Below are 17,664 nucleotides of genomic sequence, written 5' to 3' on the forward strand. Positions count from 1 at the left end.
CAACCCCCATTTCAACCACGAACGGGAGACAGGCGGCACCCGCGGAGCAGAGCTTTGACCTCTCCGACCAGCATCAGGGAACCAGCCACACAGATCAGGTCGCCTGGATCGACGAGTTGACGCGCCAACGCCAACGCGTCGGCCGGCGCGGCCGCCACATGCGCCGACGGCGCCAGATCTTGGAGTGCAGTGCGAAGATCCGTCCCCGACATGGCACGAGGAAGATCGGCTTGCGTCATGATCACATCGTCCACATAAGGCCGCAGGGGATGAAAGAAACCCCGCGGCTGTTTGTCGCGCATCATCCCCATTACCAGGCACACACGGCCATCCGGCCTTCTTGCCCGCCAGGCGGCAAGGTAGCCAGCCAAGGCTTCGGCGGCAGCCGGGTTATGGGCGCCATCCAAAATAATCGTCGGGCTGGATGCCGCTGCTTCGAGTCGCCCCTCCCATGCCACATCCCGCAATCCCGCACGGATCGCCGAATCGGATATCGCGATGCCGGCCTGCCGGAGGACCCCGCATAAGGAAATCGCGCAAGCCGCATTGTCCAGTTGAAACCCCCCGTTCAAACTGCAGCTCAGACGGTCATATCGGCCGGCAGGTCCCTCATAGGTGAAAGCAGCCGTTGATTCACCGATGGTCCGGAACTCCCGATCGAGCCGAGAAACCGGTGCGCCCACGGCTCTGGCACGCTCTTCTATCACGCGGCCCGCAGCCTCGCCGACACGCCCAAGGACAAGAGGACTTCCTGGCTTGATGATTCCCGCCTTCTCAAAGGCAATCTGCTCCAGTGTGGAACCAAGATACTGTTCATGGTCGAGTCCGATGGTTGTAATGGCCGTCGCCGCCGGCGTCACGACGTTCGTGGCGTCGAACCTTCCACCCAGTCCGACTTCCAACACAGCCAGATCGATGCCGGCCTCCGCAAAATGCATACAAGCCATGGCAGTAGTGAACTCGAAAAATGTCGGGGCTAGATCCGGTGCAGCCGCCGATCGAAGCTGTTCGACCAGGGCTATGACGCGTGACTCCGAAATCATCTCGCCGTTCACGCGCATGCGCTCGCGATAATCGATGAGGTGCGGCGAGGTATATAACCCGACCCGATGGCCGGCCGCCTGCGCGATGGCGGCCACCATGGCGGATGTCGAGCCTTTGCCGTTAGTCCCGCCAATGTGCACAACCGGGTAACGACGCTGCGGATCACCGACCCGCCCGAGCAGCGCCTTGATCGTGTCGAGCCCCAGCTTGATGCCGTGTTGCTGCAGGCCGTAGAGAAACTGCACGGTCTGTGAATAGGTCATGGAGGGTGTCCGAGGACTAGGCGTCCGCTAGAAGTGACCGACCAGCGTGCTGAGCGCTTCCTTCAGCTGCTTGCGCTCGACGATCATGTCGATCATGCCGTGTTCGAGCAGAAATTCGGCACGCTGAAACTGATCGGGCAATTGCTGCTTGATCGTTTGTTCGATGACCCGTGGGCCCGCAAAACCGATCAAGGCCTTCGGCTCCGCAATGATGACATCGCCCAGCATGGCCACGCTGGCCGTCACTCCACCGAATGTCGGGTCGGCCAAGATCGACAGAAAGGGCAGCTTCGCTTCGCCCAGCTTCGCGATCGCCGCCGACGTCTTCGCCATCTGCATGAGCGACAGAATGCCTTCTTGCATCCGCGCCCCGCCCGAGGCCGTCACCAGAATCAGCGGCAGGCGGGAAGCCAATGCACGATCCACGGCCCGGCAAATCTTCTCCCCGACCACCGAGCCCATGCTGCCGCCCATGAAACCGAAGTCAAACACGCAGAGGGCCACCTTGCGACCGTTGATCGCACCTTCACCGATCACCATGGCGTCTTTCCGGCCGGTCTTTTCCTGCTGTGCCTTGATCCGATCCTTGTAGGTCCGCGTGTCCTGAAACGACAAGGGATCCTGCGGCTCCAGTTCGGCATCCCATTCCTTGAACGTCCCGAGATCGACCAGCAGCGTAATCCGTTCAATGACGGAAATCGGAAAGTGATAGTCGCACTTGGGGCACACTTTGTTGTTCCGGTCGACCTCTTTGCGATACACGATTTCCCGGCAATGGTTGCACTTCAACCACATACCTTCCGCCGCCTTGGAACGCTTCGGGGGGTCGGATTCCGCCGTTTTGCCTTTTTTAAACCACGCCATATTCGTCCTCTAGAATTGAAGGGTCTGGCCTTCAGCCAACACGGTCACCCTGGGAATGCCCGTCCGGCCCAATTCCGTCCGTATCCGTTCACGAAATCGCGGCTTCAAATGGTAGGCGAAGACCGGGAGATCGGAAGATTCGAGCTTTGAATATTCCTGTGCCAACAACGCCGGCGTCAGATGGCGTGAGACCTCCGCCAATTCGCTCAGTTCGTTGGGAAATGAGCATTCGATGAACGCCGCCCGTAGTCCTGCGGACTGCTTGGCCGCCCGCCAGATCTCGTCGGTCCGGTGCGTATCGCCGCTCATCAGCACTGTCTTCTCACCATCGCGGATCAGAAACCCCACAGCGGGCCCCACGTGATTGACCGGCACGGCGGTAATACCCAACCCACCCAACATCTCCTCGCGCCCGGGCTTCAATGCATGGGGAACGAAGATCGGCTTGGCGGGGTCCGGTAGCCGAAAAAAGTCCGGGTACACATCCCCGTTAAAGATGTGGGTGGCAAGTCCCTTGAGGACCTCCGGAATCGCAGCTACGACCACCGGCTCATCGATTTCTCCCACCAAATTATCGGCAAGAGTCGGTAAGGCACGGATATGATCGAAGTGGAGATGCGTCAGCAGCACCAGACGAATCCGCTTCTGATCTTCCAGATACAGCCTGGCGCCGATCGTTCCGGCATCGACCAGCACGTGGTCGTTGACCAGAAATCCGCAGGTCCCGCATTGAATCGGCCCCTGCGGTCCCCTGACCAAAGAATCGGAACCGTGGCATCCGAGCACGTCGACCTTCATTGCCAGGCCCCGTGCCCCCCCCTTCGCCAGGGGTCCGGTTGTTCACGCATCAACACTGCGCGGCAGGATAGCATACCTGTCGGATAGGCGCACACAGATTCGTGCGGCAAAGGGTGAGGGCGACGATGGCACCGCAATTTCCGACAAAGGGTCAGGACAACCCACCGCCGAATCCGATCCGCACCATGATGACGAGTCCCAGGCCGATGCTGGCAATGCAGGCGAAACCCTGAACCGCCCAGTAGGCCCGCGGACTAAACGAAGCCGAGCAGACAACCGGAACACTCAAGACCAAACCGACTCCCACCATACCCAGAATCGATCCCACGCCGAAGATCAGAATGTACCCAATACCCTGACCGAATCCGGTGACGGTAGAGAGAACCATCAACACCAGAGCCGCAGATCCGGCCAAGCCATGGGCCATGCCGATCAACAACGGTCGCAACGAGCCTTGATACCAATGAAGGTGGGCGTGATCCGTCCGCACTTGGTGACTGTGGAGATGCATATGAGCGCGGCCGTCATGATCATGCTTGTGCCAGTGCCACCGCTCCCGGTATACCCGATGTGCCAGCGATCCCCCGAGACCAACCAACATGAGCCCGATGGCAAACTCAAACGCATTGGCCAACGAGTCGGGAATCCGCAGATTCAGCGCCATGACGACAGCACCGACGCACAGCAACATCAGCGTGTGCCCAAGCCCCCAAAACAATCCGATCGAGGTGGAGGCCTGCAGGGACGGCCGTTCTGCCAAGACAGTGGACACGGCCACGAGGTGATCGGTATCCAGGGCGTGCCGCAGGCCCAGGATGAATCCGAGACTGAGCACTGTTAGGGTCTGAGGATCAAGCATCCACTGCTCCGAGAGACACACGTGGGCCGACCCAGAATCTGGACCGGCCGGCACCGACGGTCATCCCCCTCGGGCATGCATTTCCAGGTGGGGATCTTCTTTCAGGCGGTCGACTTCGATGAGACGTTGTTCCCGCAAACCAAGCGCTTCCAGCGATTTCCGCTCCTCGGCGCCACGGTCCGCGCGTCGTTCCCATGAGTTGGTGATCAGGGTTGTGAGTTCCTGACGGCTTTTCCCGGTGCGAAGCGGTGCCCGCAGATCCAAACCGTCTTTTGCATACAAGCACAGGTACCACATACCGTCTGCCGTCAATCGGCTGCGATCGCAAGTTCTACAGAACGGTGTGGTCGTGGAAGGAATAATGCCAAAGGTCGTGCCGTCTGGCAAGATGAACCGTTCAGCCGGCGCCACGCTATTCTCGACGATCGGCTCGACGCCGCCGTAATGACGGCCGATCACATCCAGCATCTCGGCACGGGAACAGACCTGATTCATAGACCAATCGGTTGCGCCGCCGACATCCATGTACTCGATGAATCGGACCTCGCCGCCCGCCGTCTTGGCATATTCGATCAGGTCAATAACTTCATCGTCGTTGTACCCCTTGATCACAACCGTGTCGAATTTCAGAGCAGGAAATCCGGCCTTCACGACGGCCTTGATCCCATCGAACACCTGATGGTGCAGATCGCGCTTGGTCAGCGCCCGAAACCGGTCGGCTCGAAGCGTGTCCAGACTGACCGTCACCCGATGCAGCCCGGCAAACGAGAGATCGGACGCCTGATCCGCCATCAAGACGCCGTTGGTCGTGAGCGCGATGTCGGTAATCCGACGATTCTCCGACAGCATCCGCACAAACCGCGGCAGGTCACGGCGCAGCAGCGGCTCTCCGCCGGTCAGCCGCACCTTGTCGACGCCCAGATCCGTGAACACACTGACCAGTTCCGCCATCTCCTCAAACGTCAGGATGGTCTCGCGCGGCAACCAGGCATAATCCTCTTCCGGCATGCAGTACTTACAACGGAGGTTGCACCGATCGGTGACGGAGACTCGGAGGCTCCGCAGCGGCCGAGCAAGCCGATCGTGAATCGCGGGCACCGGTTGGTCTAGGATGGGTTGATCCATGGTGATCTCAATCGCGCTGTGGTGGTTTGTATGCGGTTGCCCTGTGGGCCTCCCGGCTATCTAAGCGCCCTAAGCGCCCGCCTACGGATGCTCCTCGACCCAGACCTCCCCCTCCGTCGTATGTTCCAACTTCCAAATCGGGGTGATCTGCTTCAGTTCGTCGATAGCCCACTTGCAAGCCTGAAAGGCTTCGGCACGGTGCTCAGCCCCCACAATGATCAGCACGATGTTCTCCCCGATGCTGATCTCTCCATAGCGATGGAGGACTAACACCTCGAGGACATCGAAATCCTTGAGCGCGCGTTCCCGAATCTCGCGCAACTTCTTTTGCGCCATGCCTTCGTAATGCTCGAAGGTGATGCCGTCGACATCGCGCCCCTTGGACCGATCGCGCGCAGTGCCCAGAAACATGGCAATGCCCCCAATTCGCTTGGACCTGGTCCGAACGCGCCTGAGCTCCTCATCGATCGAGAAATCCTCACGCTGCACCCGCACCAGCATGGCGGTATCGTCATCCGCAACCGGAACCTCTGTATTCGTAGCCTGCTCAAGGCTCATCGGCAACTCCTCGGCTATGTGACTCACCATGAAGAATGGTCAAAAGGATTTCCCAGCAAGGCCGCAGCGAGCAGGAAGGCGAAGCCTACGCCTTCGGTACGTTGAGCCTTCGAGCACAGCGAGAACGAAGCTGGAAATCCTTTTCACCATCCTTCACATGCCGCCGGCAAAAGGCGGCAACAGCGCAATCTCATCCCCGTCGTTCACGACAAGGTCTTCATGGGCGATTTCTTGATTGACCGACACCAATACTTTCTTCTTATGAAGCAACTCGCCGATTTTAGGGTTGGCGGCATCGATGAGCCCGATGACATCCTTGACCCGCCGACTTTCGCCCAACGTCAGTGAGAAGGTGCTCTGATTCCCCGCCAGCATCTTCGTCATTCCAAACAAGCGGACCGTGACCATCAACGTGTTTCCTCAGCCTCGCCCCGAGCCATGACCGTCCCGCAGGTACGTGCCGGACTTCCCCCCGGACTTGGCCAGCAGGCAGACGTCACTAAAACTCATCCCGCGATCGACCGCCTTACACATGTCGTAGATCGTGAGCGCCGCGACCGAGGCCGCCGTGATGGCTTCCATTTCGACGCCGGTCTGACCGGTCGTCTTCGCCGTCGCAGTAATCGTAATGGCGCAGAGCCCGTCACGGTTCGGCCGGGGTTCTTCTTTAAAGGAGATATCGACGCTGGTCAGGAGGATGGGATGGCACATCGGGATGAGGTCCGGAGTCTTCTTCGCCCCCATCACACCCGCGACCTGGGCGACAGCGAGCACGTCGCCCTTTGCGATTTTCCCGTGCTGAATCTTTTCCAGGGTTTCCGGCTGGAGATAGACAATGGCTTGGGCCGTCGCGGCACGCTCCGTCGAAGCCTTAGCCCCGACATCGACCATCCGCGCCCGTCCCGACTCGTTGAAATGGGTAAACTCAGCCATTTTTCACAATGAATCAGCTGGTTATGGCGTCCGAATCGTCGAATTATAGGAGCCCGGGAAAACGGGAGTCAAGCAGCAGCGTGGAGATACTGGTCCTCGTGATTCGACGGTCTGACAACGTGTTGCCTCCGCATGCCCTCACCCAACGACTGAACAGGGATTCAGACTTCAATTTCCCCACACGCCACACAACACCTACCAAGCAAACGAATCTCGCGCCTGAGATCTCCAGGCAAGGTCTCGAAGGGCTTCAGTTACCCTTTCCCGTTACCGAGAAGGTGAAAAGAGACTTATCGATGGCACTGATGTCTCGCCAGGCTTTCTCTCCCTATTCCTGGACCGTGCGCGCACGGTCCGCTTACCACGGCTTCTGGTTCCACCTGTCTGAACGGATTCGATGGACCAGACGGCCCTACCGCGAACAACCGGCCGGCCGATTGACCGGACTCGAACCCTGGCAGGCGAGGCGAATCGCCGTCTTGGCCTCCCGTTATGGCGTGGCCTTCGAAGCCCTGTACAGCGAGCGGATCGCCATCGCCAATTACCACTATCTCGACATTCTCGACCGGTCATGGACGGAAACCCGGCTGTCCCCGCCTAAGCAGGCCTCCGTCACCGATGTCGGTTGCGCGAATTTTTGGTACGCCCGGACCTTGTGGGCATTCCTCCATCCGGCACGATTGGTCGGTGTCGATCTGGAGGGATATCGGCTCTACCCCAGCGGGTACAGCCGCTACGATGCGGCAGCCGGCTACCTGACCGACCTGCCCGACACAACCTTTTGCGTTGAGGACTATTGCCGGGTTGAAGAACAGTCGGATTTAATCACGGCATGGTTCCCCTTCGTGACGCCCGCCCCGGTGCTCGCATGGCGGCTCCCGCTGTCGGTCCTCCAACCGGAGCGACTCATCAGCCGTATCGCAGGAAACCTATCCCCCGGCGGATTGTTCTACATGGTCAACCAAGGGGACAAAGAGGCTGCGACTGCCCATCGTTTCTGCCGTGCGGCCGGCCTGCAGCTCGTTGCCCGTTGGAAACATCCCCATCCACTCCGTGCCCGACCTCTCCCACCGATCGTCTCTTGGTGGACTGCGTAACACCGTCGCCTGTTGACCGGTACCAGGCACGCACTCGCTCATCCGAATCTTGCCCGCGCTCGAACCGGCCTAACCGGCCGCCACCACAGCTTGACACCACCACCCCCATCCGTGAAAATGCAAAAATGCCAGAACGGATCGTGATCGAACGACTTGAATTTCAAGGCCATTGCGGCGTGACGGACGAAGAACGCCGGCGCCCGCAACCGATTGCCGTCGATGTTGAGCTGGAAACGGGGATCGAGGAGGCTGCGGCGTCCGATCGCCTGGCCGATACCATCGACTATGCCAGGGTGGCCGACCGGCTTGCCACCGTCGGAGCGGCCCAGAACTGCCATTTGCTCGAGGCGCTGGCGGAAAAACTCGTAGCCGTCGTCTTTGCCGAGTTTCCCGCCGACCGGCTTCGATTGTGGGTGCGAAAACTCCGCGCGCCGCTGACGGTTGTCGCGGGCTCCGTCGGTGTGCGCCTCGAACGAACGAGAACGGCACAGCAGGCGCGGTCACTCGAACCGGGTCCCGCCCCCTTCCTCATCCAGCAACTGGCAAGAATTCCCAAAGGCCGCATCTTGGACGTGGCGTCCGGCCGCGGCCGCAATGCGCTCTACTTGTTGTCGCAGGGGATGGAAGTGGACGCGGTCGATCAGGATCCTGATGCGTTGGCCTCGTTGATTGAATCGGCCAAGGCCCGAGGGTTCTCCGGGCTCACGACCCGAACGATGGACCTGGAAGCGGATCCCGAACAACCACCGAGCCTTGGAAGCGAACAGTTCGACGCGCTGATTGTCTGTTTCTATCTGTACCGGCCCTTGTTTCCGGTGTTGATGGAGGCCTTGAAGCCGAACGGGGTCCTGCTGTACGAGACCTTTACGATCGATAACTACTTCCGACATCAACACCCGCGGCGTTGGGAATTTTGCCTCGGGCACAACGAACTGCTGCGGCTGACCTCCCCGCTCCGCGTCCTGCATTACGACGAGGGCGAGCACGAGAGCGGGCATGGCGCCGGACCGGTATTCACCGCGCGACTGCTCGCGCAGAAAGCGGGGCCTCGTCTCCCATCATGAGCCGGATCGATCTCCATCTGCATACCACGCACTCCGACGGCAGCTTTTCACCCCGCGAGGTCCTGCAATTCGCCAAGCAAGCCAATGTCACGGCTCTGGCCATCACAGACCACGACATCACCGATGGAATACCCGAAGCCACGGCCGTAGGGACCGAACTGGGTATCGAGGTAATCCCAGGGGTGGAGATCAGTTCCCGTTTCGGGGATAGCGAGCTGCATATCCTGGGCTACTTTCTCCGGTGGACCGATGAAACACTGAATCAGCGCATGGCGAAGTTACGGGAGAGTCGTCATACCCGCAATCCCCGGATTATCGAGCGATTGAACGCCCTAGGCATCGAGATCACCTATGACGAGGTTCGAGCCCTGGCCGGGACCGAATCTGTGGGCCGCCCCCACATCGCGCGCGTGCTGATGGAGAAGAAGGTCGTCACATCGGCCAAGGAAGCCTTCGATCGATTTCTCGCGGATGGCCGTCCAGCCTACGTGGGGAGAGAACTTCCCGATCCGGCCGACGCGGTGAAATGGATTCAAGACGCGGGCGGGGTAGCGGTCCTCGCGCACCCAACCTGGGTCCGCACCTCGGCCGACGGTCTGGCAACCTTGGTGGGTAACTTGAAAAACAAGGGGCTCGGCGGCATGGAAGTCCATTACAGCAGCCATACTCCCAGCCAGACGAACGAATACCTCAACCTCGCAAAACGCTATGACCTCCTGGTCACCGGAGGAAGCGACTTCCACGGGGTGACCAAGCCGGATATCGAGGTCGGCATCGGCAAGGGCCAGTTGAAGGTCTCAGAAAAGCTGCTGGACCCGCTCCGCAAAGCAGCAATCGCATAGCCAGCGACGTTTCCAACCTTCCCTTGCCCCTGCCCAACGATACGGTCGACCGGTATCGCTGCAGTATTCCGGCCTTTCGTTGACACTCCTTCCCCATCCGCTACACTGATACAAAACCTCCAAGAACTCCACGCACATGACCACATCCTGGGGCTGGATCGGCCCCTACCTAATCGTTATCATTTTGGCTATCCTCGTGGGCCCCGTCTTGGCCACGTTGCCGCTGTTTACCCACACCTTCGTTCAACAACTCGGAATGAATGCTGCCCAGGCGGTCCGTCTGGCGGCCGATGCGCTCTGCCTGTTGATGGTCTGGCTGGCCGCGGCACGGGCACGAAATGAACTGGAGGACAACGGTAAGGGACAAACGTTCCTCCGTTCCATTCTATTCCCGATCGCGCTGCTTATCATCGTGATCGTGGCGCAAAAGGCCTATGAGGCACACGCGATTCCCGTCCTGGGGCACCCCAGACAGCCACTTTACAATTGGGTCCTGACGGGGGGCTTGATCAGTTCCGCCGCCTGGCTGACATTTGCCTGGGTTCGTCACGCCGATGCCCTGACCAATGCGTTCGCTCGTCCCGTCCGCCGCCGCCCTGCCGAAGAAGACAAAAAAGAAGCCATCGTCGAGGAGGAACCGGCCCCCGCCGAATCACTGTCGCAAACCCAGTCACGCGCGGGCGAAACGGTCATCATTCGAACGGGCAGCCAGCCGGCGGCACTGGGCCGCTATCAAATTGTGAAGGAACTGGGACGCGGTGCGATGGGCGTCGTCTTTCTCGGCAAGGACCCCACCATCCAGCGCTTCGTGGCGATTAAGACGATGCGGCTGGACGAAATCGACAGCCCGGAAGAACTCAAGCAGTTTCGCGATCGGTTTTTTCGAGAAGCCGAGTCCACGGGCCGTCTCTCGCACCCCAATATCGTCACGGTCTACGATGCGGGGGAGCAGGACGGCCTGGCCTATATCGCGATGGAATACCTTGAAGGCACCACCCTCGCGAACTACTGCCAGAAGGGAACGCTGCTCCCGGCCAAGCAGGTTCTGCAGATCGTCGCCACGGTCGCGGAAGCGCTGGACTATGCCCATAGTCAAGACGTCGTGCACCGGGACATCAAGCCCGCCAACATCATGATTCTCAAGAATCGGCTCGTGAAGGTCATGGATTTCGGCATCGCGAAGGTCGCGAGCCAGTCGAAAACCCAGACCAGCATGATCATGGGCACTCCCCGGTATATGTCGCCGGAACAGGCCTCCGGGAAAAATGTCGACGGCCGTTCCGACGTCTTCTCTCTGGGAATCGTGCTCTTCGAATTGCTGACCGGAAACAAACCCTTCGACGCCGAAAACATGCCGGCCCTGGTCATGAAAATCTCCAAGTCGCCCCACCCGCCCCTCTTGAAATACCGGCGCGACCTCCCCACCAGGGTCCAGTCGATCGTAGACCGCGCACTTCAAAAGGAAGTGCCCAATCGCTATCGCCACGCCAGTGACTTTGCCCAGGATCTTCGCGACGTCTATCAGGTGATGCCCAGGTAGGTGCCGGCCATGAGCCAGCTACGCGCCCTCCATGGCGCCAAGTCCGACACAGGCTTGCGTCGCCGCCATAACGAGGACAGCTTTTGCGCTGATCCGACGCTGAGTCTGTTCGTCGTCTGCGACGGGATGGGAGGGCACCGCGCCGGTGAGGTGGCAAGCGCGCGGGCGGCCGAAACGATTCATCGTCATATCGCCGAGTCGGCTGACAACCCCGAACTTCCCCTGTTCGGAGTCGCCAGGCCGGAATGGTCGGCGCGGGCGAACCGGCTCGCCAGCGCAATCCGTGCCGCGAATTCCGCCATTCACCAGGAAGCGGCCCGGCATCCCGAACGAGGCGGCATGGGAACGACTGTGATCGCGGCCTGGCTGGCCGACGACATCCTCTCGATCGCCCATGTGGGAGACAGCCGCCTCTATTTGGCCCGCGGTGAATCGCTTCAACCGCTGACCACCGACCATTCGTTGGTCAGTGAACAGATTCAACAGGGCCTGCTGAGCCCCGCCGATGCCGAGCGGGTCGCCCACCGACACGTGCTCACCCGTGCGGTCGGCGTTAATGCTACCGTGGATGTGGATGTGAGTGAGATCCCGGTTCTCAACGGAGACGTGTTGCTGCTCTGTTCCGATGGTCTCACCGCCGGGGTCAAACCGCAAACCATCTTGGACGCCGTGAAGGAAATCTCCGACCCGCAACAGCTCTCCGAGCGGCTCATCGAACTTTCGAATGCCGCCGGAGGCATCGACAACACCACCGTCATCGTCGTCAGCCTGGCCAGACGCAGGTCGGGAATCTGGGACCGCCTGCGCGGCCCGTGGTTCGCCAACTACGCCGTCGGCGAGTAAGGAGGAGTCATCATGTCCGACGCCGCATCCCGTCTTCCAAAGCTCTTGGTCAAGGCCCCGCAGGGCGGTACGAAGGAAGTCGAGGTCTCAGAGACCCCCTTCACCATCGGCCGTAAGCCCGACAACCACCTGTGCCTCGACGACCCGGCTGCCTCCGGCCACCACGCCCGTATCGTGAAGGTGCAGGAAGTCCTGTTCATCGAGGATCAACGAAGCACGAACGGCATATTCGTTAACGAGCAGAAAATCGATCGCAAACAATTGCGCGACACCGACAGCATTCGCATCGGCACGCACCGCCTGATCTTCCGGCACGAGGACTCCGCCGCCGCTGCATCGAAACCGGTTCTGGGCACAGCCGACACGGACAAGACGATGGTCGTTTCCGCCTCGATGGCCTCAGCAGCAACGCCTGTCCCGCAGAAAATCGGCATCGTCGAGGTACTGTCGGGGAAGACGACTCAATCGCAGTACCGGTTGACAAAACAAGTCTCCCTGATCGGCTCCCAGGAGGACGCGGCAATCCGGCTCACCGGTTGGTTTGCGCCCAAGTCCGCGGCCGTGATCGGACGCCGCCCCGAAGGCTACTACGTGGGCAAGGTGGAAGGGGGCAAACCGGTATTGGTCAACAAGGAACCGCTCGAGGGGCAACAGATGCTGCTGGATGGGGACGTCGTGGAGACGGCGGGGATCAGCCTCCAGTTTCATCTGCGGGACGCCAAAAAGGCAGCGGCCTAATTCAACAGGCGTCCCCGCTTGGGGAGTAACTCAAAGCACCGGTCTGACACTTCTTGGGCGTGCCCCTCCAAACACTGGATCATCGCGCCGCCCCCGACCGGAGCTTCACGGCAAAACCGCCTCGCGTCGGCCTCGCAGGCGACACGCAACTGTTGCATCGCCTCCTTCATCCGCACCAATCGCTCGCGTAAGACCTGTTGGCAAGGACCCGACACCTGGCGAAGTTTCTCCTGCAGGCAAATCCGTCGATCAGGCCCTTCCGCCTCGGGACAGAGCGCCTCCACTTCACCGTCACATTTTAGCTCCAGTCCCAGCGGCACGCGCGGACCTTCCGGCGCGACACGGTCGAGTGGTCTGATCTCCGCCACGGGCGGTGCTTCACGCACAATGACGGGCGCAGGGTCATGCGGGGGTGGTGCCGGCTCAACCGGTCGGTTGTGGACCGGGGCCGGCTGCGACGAAGGGGCGACGGCGACACGAGAGGAGGCAGACTCGCCTTCGCTCTGCGGCAGGAGAAAAATCACCAGGCCCCAGACCGAACCGAGCACCAGAAGGCTGAGCACCGTGACAATGACGATGGCGCCGAATCGTGATGGACCCGCCAAAGATCTCCTCGTTGGACGGAGAATCGGAGCCTAGTTTTCCGGGGCTTCGACGATGTGATTCTCGAAACGCGTGCAACCTTCCGCCAGGAGACGGTTGGTCAGCATCTCGCCCGGCCATTCGATAGGAAGGTCGGCCGTGAACACCCACACATCCGGCGACGTCCACACCGGACCGTGGTCTTCCGGCAACTCGGGATCAAACAGGTCGGTCCAGACCGGCATGTAGACCCCGTTCCCGCACTGCGTATGCAGATGAACGATAGTCCTAGCCCGGACGAGCGGTTCGAGATCGCGCCAGACCGCCGCCGTTTCGTCGGCCAACCGGTGCAGCCGCACGGCATTTTGCGCGTCGAACAGCGCATAGGAGGCGTAGACCGGCACCTCGAGCGTGTCGGGCGCCAGGGCCAATTCAGCACACTGTTCGACCAGGCCGCTCAGCAACGCTCGACGGTCGGTCTCTTCGAAGCAGTCCGGCAACCCTGGGTCCGGCAGCCCGATCAGTTCGAAGAAGAGAAAGGCCGTATTTTCCACCGGAGAATAGAGACGCGAGGCGATCGCCGGCGTGCGCTGCGAGTCCGCGATGCTCGCCAGATGTTCGTTCAAACTCTGCAACGTCAGCCCTTCCAGCGTGGCATCGGTCAAGAGACGGGGCTCCACCCGAACAACAACGCCTGCCGGGATCTGGAGATGCCGATGCAGCAGGTCCGCGGTGGCGACCGAATCGATCTTCAATCCCAAGGGCTGGTTCAGATTCGCCTGCAGCGGCAACTCCAGCGCCGCCATCACCGCATAGGAACGCTTGTCATCGACCGGACCGTCCATCACCACCGAACAAGACGCCTCGGCGACGAGATCGAACAGCCACTCGGCCATCTCCTCGTCGAGCGCCGCCAGAACCGTGAGAAGATCCTGCTCCCGCCCCTGCTCAATGAACGCCTGCAACGTATCGATCGCGGCATCGGTATCGCCATGATCATGCCGACGGGCATTGATGAGATGAATGAGGTCGCGTGTGAGCGGATCGGGCCGTGCCCAACTTAACATCGCCAGCCTCCCGCGCCGACACAGAATATCGTCACGTGGTATCGACTCTGCTTGCAAATCATGTTGCCAAACTTTCCCACACGTGGCAAGCGCGAACGCGGTTCCATGCGGGGCTCCATCCCCCGCTCATCGGCCCGGGCCAAACGGCCGTTCCGGCTCATTCCCCGATGACCTTGACCAACACGCGTTTTCGTCGCCGCCCGTCGAACTCACCGTAAAAAATCTGTTCCCAAGGACCGAAATCCAGCTTGCCGTCTGTAATGGCGACGACAACTTCGCGCCCCATCAGCTGCCGCTTGATATGGGCGTCTCCGTTGTCCTCGCCGGTCTCATTGTGGCGATACTCGGCGGCGTGCGGGGCCACGCGCTCCAGGAACTGCTCGTAGTCCTGCAAGAGCCCGGCCTCATCGTCATTGATATAGACGCTGGCCGTGATATGCATCGCATTGACGAGGACCAGTCCTTCGCGGACGCCGCTCTTTCTGACGGCCCCCTCCACCTGAGGAGTAATGTTCACGAATGCCCGGCGGGTCTTGGTTTCGAACCAGAGTTCCTCGCGATAGGATTTCATGTGACTCCGAAGCGGTGTCAGCGATTCTGCAATGCGGATGTTCGAAGTTGCAAGCCCCTTCGGAAGGAAATCCGAGCGCGGCCGCTCCACCACCCGCGCGATAGTAGTTCAGGCCCCGGTTGCTTATAATTGTCATGATGACACGTGCAAACTTCACGGGCCGGCGCACACCGACGAACCTCCCCGGCCTGTCCCGCAACGCGCTGGCAGTGTTGCGCCGCCGCTACTTGACCAAGAATGCGGCCGGTCGTGTGATGGAGACCCCGGACGAGATGTTTCGCCGTGTCGCCGGCGACATCGCGCGCGCCGAGGCAGCCTATCCGCCGCACACTCGGCTGGCGCAGGCGGCCGGGAATTACTACCGGCTCATGCGCGCACTCGAATTCCTGCCGAATTCGCCCACGCTTATGAACGCGGGACGGCCGCTGCAGCAATTGTCGGCCTGTTTCGTTCTGCCGATCGACGATTCGCTCGATTCTATTTTTGACACGCTGAAACACCAAGCCCTGATCCATCAGTCGGGCGGCGGTACCGGGTTTTCGTTCAGCCGGCTTCGCCCCAAGGACGACCGCGTCGCCACCACCAGCGGCGTCGCGTCCGGTCCCGTGTCGTTCATGCATATCTTCAACACTGCCACCGACGTCATCAAGCAGGGAGGCACCAGGCGCGGCGCCAACATGGGCATCCTGCGCATCGACCACCCGGACATTCTCGACTTCATCGACGTGAAGCGGAAACCGGGCGCGATGAACAACTTCAACCTCTCCGTCGGCATCACCGATGCCTTCATGACGGCCCTCGATCAACGGCGCACCTACGCGCTGAACAATCCCCGGACCGGGAAGCCGACCCGGCGGCTGGCCGCCCAGGAGGTGTTCGACCGGCTCGTACAGGCGGCTTGGGAAAACGGAGAACCGGGAGTGGTCTTCCTCGACACCATCGGCCGCCAGAACCCTACTCCGCATCTCGGCGCCATCGAAGCGACGAACCCTTGCGGCGAACAGCCGCTGCTGCCCCACGAATCCTGCACATTGGGCTCGCTCAACCTCTCCCGCTTCGTCACCGGATCACCGGATACTCCGACGATCGACTATCCGCGCCTGACCGACGCCATCGTTACCGCCGTGCGCTTTTTGGACGGCGTCATCGATCGTAACCATTACCCCCTCCCCGTGATCGAAGAGCGCACGAAAAGCACCAGAAAGATCGGATTGGGCGTGATGGGCTTCGCGGATCTCCTGATTCGCCTCGGCATTCCCTACGATACGACCGATGCGGTTGAGACCGGCGAAGGCGTGATGCGGTTCATCCATGAGCGGGCGCATGAGGCCTCCGTCGAGTTAGCGAAATCCCGAGGCCCTTTTCCGGCGTTTGCGGAAAGTCGCATGGCCGCCATACACGCGCCGCGTCGCCACGCCACGGTGACGACGGTCGCTCCTACCGGCACGATCAGCATTATCGCCGACTGTTCACCCGGCATCGAGCCGCTGTACGGGGTCAGTTTCATGCGCACCGTGATGGACAACGTCCGGTTGATCAGCGTCCATCCGGATTTCGTGCGTTTGACCAAACAGGCCGGCATCTACTCCGCTCGCCTGCTCCGTCGCGTGACTGCCCAGGAATCGATTCAATCGCTCAGTGAAATTCCTCGGGCCATCCGCCAATTGTTCGTGACGGCCCATGACATCCCTCCCTCTCACCATGTGCGCATGCAGGCGGCCTTTCAGCGTCACAGCGACAGCGGTGTGTCGAAGACCATCAATCTCCCGCCGCAGGCAAGCCGTAAAGATGTGGCCGAAGCGTTTCTGCTCGCCTATCGGCTCGGCTGCAAGGGCCTGACGGTGTTTCGCTCCGGCAGCCGGGATGCGCAGGTCATGTCCTGCGCGCAAATCGAATATTGCGACGCAGCGCGGGAGATCAGGTCCTAGCCCGCCGGTCGCCATGCATCCGGTTCCTCCGTCACATGCCGCTCAGCGCCGTAGCTCGACGACAGACGAACGGTCCGGATGTCGATTTCTGGAACAAAATTGACAGGGTAGAGACCCGGTGATAAGTACCTAAGCTGGTATCCACACCGGTGCCGTGATTCCACCAGGGAGGTTCCCGATGTTGGCTTCTCAGGGCGTAACCGCGCTCAATGGTAGTTGGTTGAACCTGCCTCTGTTTTTTGCGCAACAGCCCGAACCGGATCTTGAATTCACCGAGGAAAACCTCGACGACCAGACCACGCCGCTTCCCCCGCCGATGCGGGCCCCGAAACGGTCGGGGAAAAAACCCTTGCTCTGGATCCTGCTGCTGTTGATCCTGGGAGTCGCCGGGTACGCAGCCTACGATCCCGACGGCATGATGCAAATACTGGAACCATACCTGGGCGGGCTCAGCGGGGAGAGCGAACAGGCCCAGCAATCAGCCCCCACACCCGCAGCCCCTCAGCCAATGGCTCAGGAGGCTCCAACCACCGCACCGCCGACTCCTGCAGCGACCGGCACTCCGGCTCCTGCTCCGACAAGCGCCGCCCCGGCCGCTGCGCCGACTCCAGTGAAGCCTCAGACCCCGGCAGCGGCCGCTCCCGCTCCGACGCCTTCGCCGGCGGCAAAGCCGATGGCTCCGATCGCGCAGGTTGCCGGCCCATTGTTTGGTGAAGGTCAGCGCGTCGTCATTGTGGCAGATCCGACACGCCCCGGTGCGCCGGTTCCTCTCTTCAACAACTCAGCGGGATCGAAAACCACCACCACCGTCTCGGCCAGCACGACACTGACCGTGCTCGACGGCGAACTGGCAAAAAATGGCTGGGTCTATGCCGTGCGGACCGACGACGGGCGCAAAGGCTGGATTTCCGAGCGCAACCTCAAGCTGAAGCGCTGATGAAGCTGTGC

19 protein-coding genes are annotated in these 17,664 nt (G+C 60.9%); 8 read left to right on the plus strand and 11 right to left on the minus strand.

Annotated elements, in window-relative coordinates:
• Positions 1-11: 11 nt before the first annotated feature.
• The 8 genes from KF814_03940 to moaC all read right to left on the minus strand — a co-directional run bounded on the left by KF814_03940 (position 12) and on the right by moaC (position 6,444).
• Complete coding sequence (locus KF814_03940; GenBank protein ID MBX3235282.1) at positions 12-1,307, minus strand: bifunctional folylpolyglutamate synthase/dihydrofolate synthase; 1,296 nt, start codon at positions 1,305-1,307, stop codon at positions 12-14.
• 27 nt (positions 1,308-1,334) lie between these two features.
• Complete coding sequence (gene accD, locus KF814_03945) at positions 1,335-2,171, minus strand: acetyl-CoA carboxylase, carboxyltransferase subunit beta (GenBank protein MBX3235283.1); 837 nt, start codon at positions 2,169-2,171, stop codon at positions 1,335-1,337.
• Positions 2,172-2,180: 9 nt separating this feature from the next.
• The gene (locus KF814_03950; GenBank protein MBX3235284.1) at positions 2,181-2,969 is read right to left on the minus strand and encodes a 3',5'-cyclic-nucleotide phosphodiesterase; all 789 of its coding nucleotides are present in this window, start codon (positions 2,967-2,969) and stop codon (positions 2,181-2,183) included.
• 151 nt (positions 2,970-3,120) lie between these two features.
• The gene (locus KF814_03955) at positions 3,121-3,828 is read right to left on the minus strand and encodes a hypothetical protein (protein MBX3235285.1); all 708 of its coding nucleotides are present in this window, start codon (positions 3,826-3,828) and stop codon (positions 3,121-3,123) included.
• 60 nt (positions 3,829-3,888) lie between these two features.
• Positions 3,889-4,953 carry a GTP 3',8-cyclase MoaA gene (moaA, locus tag KF814_03960; GenBank protein ID MBX3235286.1) on the minus strand — a complete coding sequence of 355 codons (1,065 nt, stop codon included), beginning with the start codon at positions 4,951-4,953 and terminating at the stop codon, positions 3,889-3,891.
• A gap of 81 nt (positions 4,954-5,034) precedes the next feature.
• Positions 5,035-5,511, minus strand: a complete 477-nt coding sequence (locus tag KF814_03965; protein ID MBX3235287.1) for a molybdenum cofactor biosynthesis protein MoaE — start codon at positions 5,509-5,511, stop codon at positions 5,035-5,037.
• Between the two features lie 153 nt (positions 5,512-5,664).
• Positions 5,665-5,919 carry a MoaD/ThiS family protein gene (locus tag KF814_03970; GenBank protein ID MBX3235288.1) on the minus strand — a complete coding sequence of 85 codons (255 nt, stop codon included), beginning with the start codon at positions 5,917-5,919 and terminating at the stop codon, positions 5,665-5,667.
• Positions 5,920-5,931: 12 nt separating this feature from the next.
• The gene (gene moaC / locus KF814_03975) at positions 5,932-6,444 is read right to left on the minus strand and encodes a cyclic pyranopterin monophosphate synthase MoaC (GenBank protein ID MBX3235289.1); all 513 of its coding nucleotides are present in this window, start codon (positions 6,442-6,444) and stop codon (positions 5,932-5,934) included.
• A 296-nt stretch (positions 6,445-6,740) separates the two neighbouring features.
• On the opposite strand from moaC, the gene KF814_03980 reads away from it, so the two are divergent.
• The 6 genes from KF814_03980 to KF814_04005 all read left to right on the plus strand — a co-directional run bounded on the left by KF814_03980 (position 6,741) and on the right by KF814_04005 (position 12,568).
• Positions 6,741-7,541: a hypothetical protein gene (locus KF814_03980; protein MBX3235290.1), complete on the plus strand. Its 801-nt coding sequence runs from the start codon at positions 6,741-6,743 to the stop codon at positions 7,539-7,541.
• A 125-nt stretch (positions 7,542-7,666) separates the two neighbouring features.
• Positions 7,667-8,605, plus strand: a complete 939-nt coding sequence (gene folB / locus KF814_03985) for a dihydroneopterin aldolase (protein MBX3235291.1) — start codon at positions 7,667-7,669, stop codon at positions 8,603-8,605.
• Positions 8,602-9,447 carry a PHP domain-containing protein gene (locus KF814_03990; protein ID MBX3235292.1) on the plus strand — a complete coding sequence of 282 codons (846 nt, stop codon included), beginning with the start codon at positions 8,602-8,604 and terminating at the stop codon, positions 9,445-9,447. Before folB ends, KF814_03990 begins: the two co-directional genes overlap by 4 nt.
• Before the next feature lie 136 nt (positions 9,448-9,583).
• Entirely contained in the window at positions 9,584-10,987 is a 1,404-nt protein-coding gene (locus KF814_03995; GenBank protein MBX3235293.1) for a serine/threonine protein kinase, read from the plus strand.
• Between the two features lie 9 nt (positions 10,988-10,996).
• Entirely contained in the window at positions 10,997-11,830 is an 834-nt protein-coding gene (locus KF814_04000; protein ID MBX3235294.1) for a Stp1/IreP family PP2C-type Ser/Thr phosphatase, read from the plus strand.
• A 12-nt stretch (positions 11,831-11,842) separates the two neighbouring features.
• On the plus strand, positions 11,843-12,568 hold the full coding sequence (locus KF814_04005; protein ID MBX3235295.1) for an FHA domain-containing protein: 726 nt from the start codon (positions 11,843-11,845) through the stop codon (positions 12,566-12,568).
• Here KF814_04005 and KF814_04010 read toward each other — a convergent pair.
• The 3 genes from KF814_04010 to KF814_04020 form a co-directional block, all read right to left on the minus strand.
• The gene (locus tag KF814_04010) at positions 12,565-13,173 is read right to left on the minus strand and encodes a cysteine rich repeat-containing protein (protein MBX3235296.1); all 609 of its coding nucleotides are present in this window, start codon (positions 13,171-13,173) and stop codon (positions 12,565-12,567) included. The two genes, KF814_04005 and KF814_04010, sit on opposite strands and share 4 nt — an antisense overlap.
• A 30-nt stretch (positions 13,174-13,203) precedes the next feature.
• The gene (locus KF814_04015; protein MBX3235297.1) at positions 13,204-14,217 is read right to left on the minus strand and encodes a hypothetical protein; all 1,014 of its coding nucleotides are present in this window, start codon (positions 14,215-14,217) and stop codon (positions 13,204-13,206) included.
• A 157-nt stretch (positions 14,218-14,374) separates the two neighbouring features.
• A complete protein-coding gene (locus tag KF814_04020) occupies positions 14,375-14,788 on the minus strand; it encodes a secondary thiamine-phosphate synthase enzyme YjbQ (GenBank protein ID MBX3235298.1) in 414 nt (137 codons plus the stop codon).
• 134 nt (positions 14,789-14,922) lie between these two features.
• Between KF814_04020 and KF814_04025 the strand changes: the two genes are divergently transcribed.
• Together KF814_04025 and KF814_04030 are read left to right on the plus strand one after the other, a co-directional pair.
• Positions 14,923-16,716 carry an adenosylcobalamin-dependent ribonucleoside-diphosphate reductase gene (locus tag KF814_04025; protein MBX3235299.1) on the plus strand — a complete coding sequence of 598 codons (1,794 nt, stop codon included), beginning with the start codon at positions 14,923-14,925 and terminating at the stop codon, positions 16,714-16,716.
• Between the two features lie 178 nt (positions 16,717-16,894).
• Entirely contained in the window at positions 16,895-17,653 is a 759-nt protein-coding gene (locus KF814_04030) for a hypothetical protein (GenBank protein ID MBX3235300.1), read from the plus strand.
• Positions 17,654-17,664: the final 11 nt, after the last annotated feature.

The sequence above is a fragment of the Nitrospiraceae bacterium genome (genome assembly GCA_019637075.1).
Lineage (GTDB): Bacteria > Nitrospirota > Nitrospiria > Nitrospirales > Nitrospiraceae > JAHBWI01.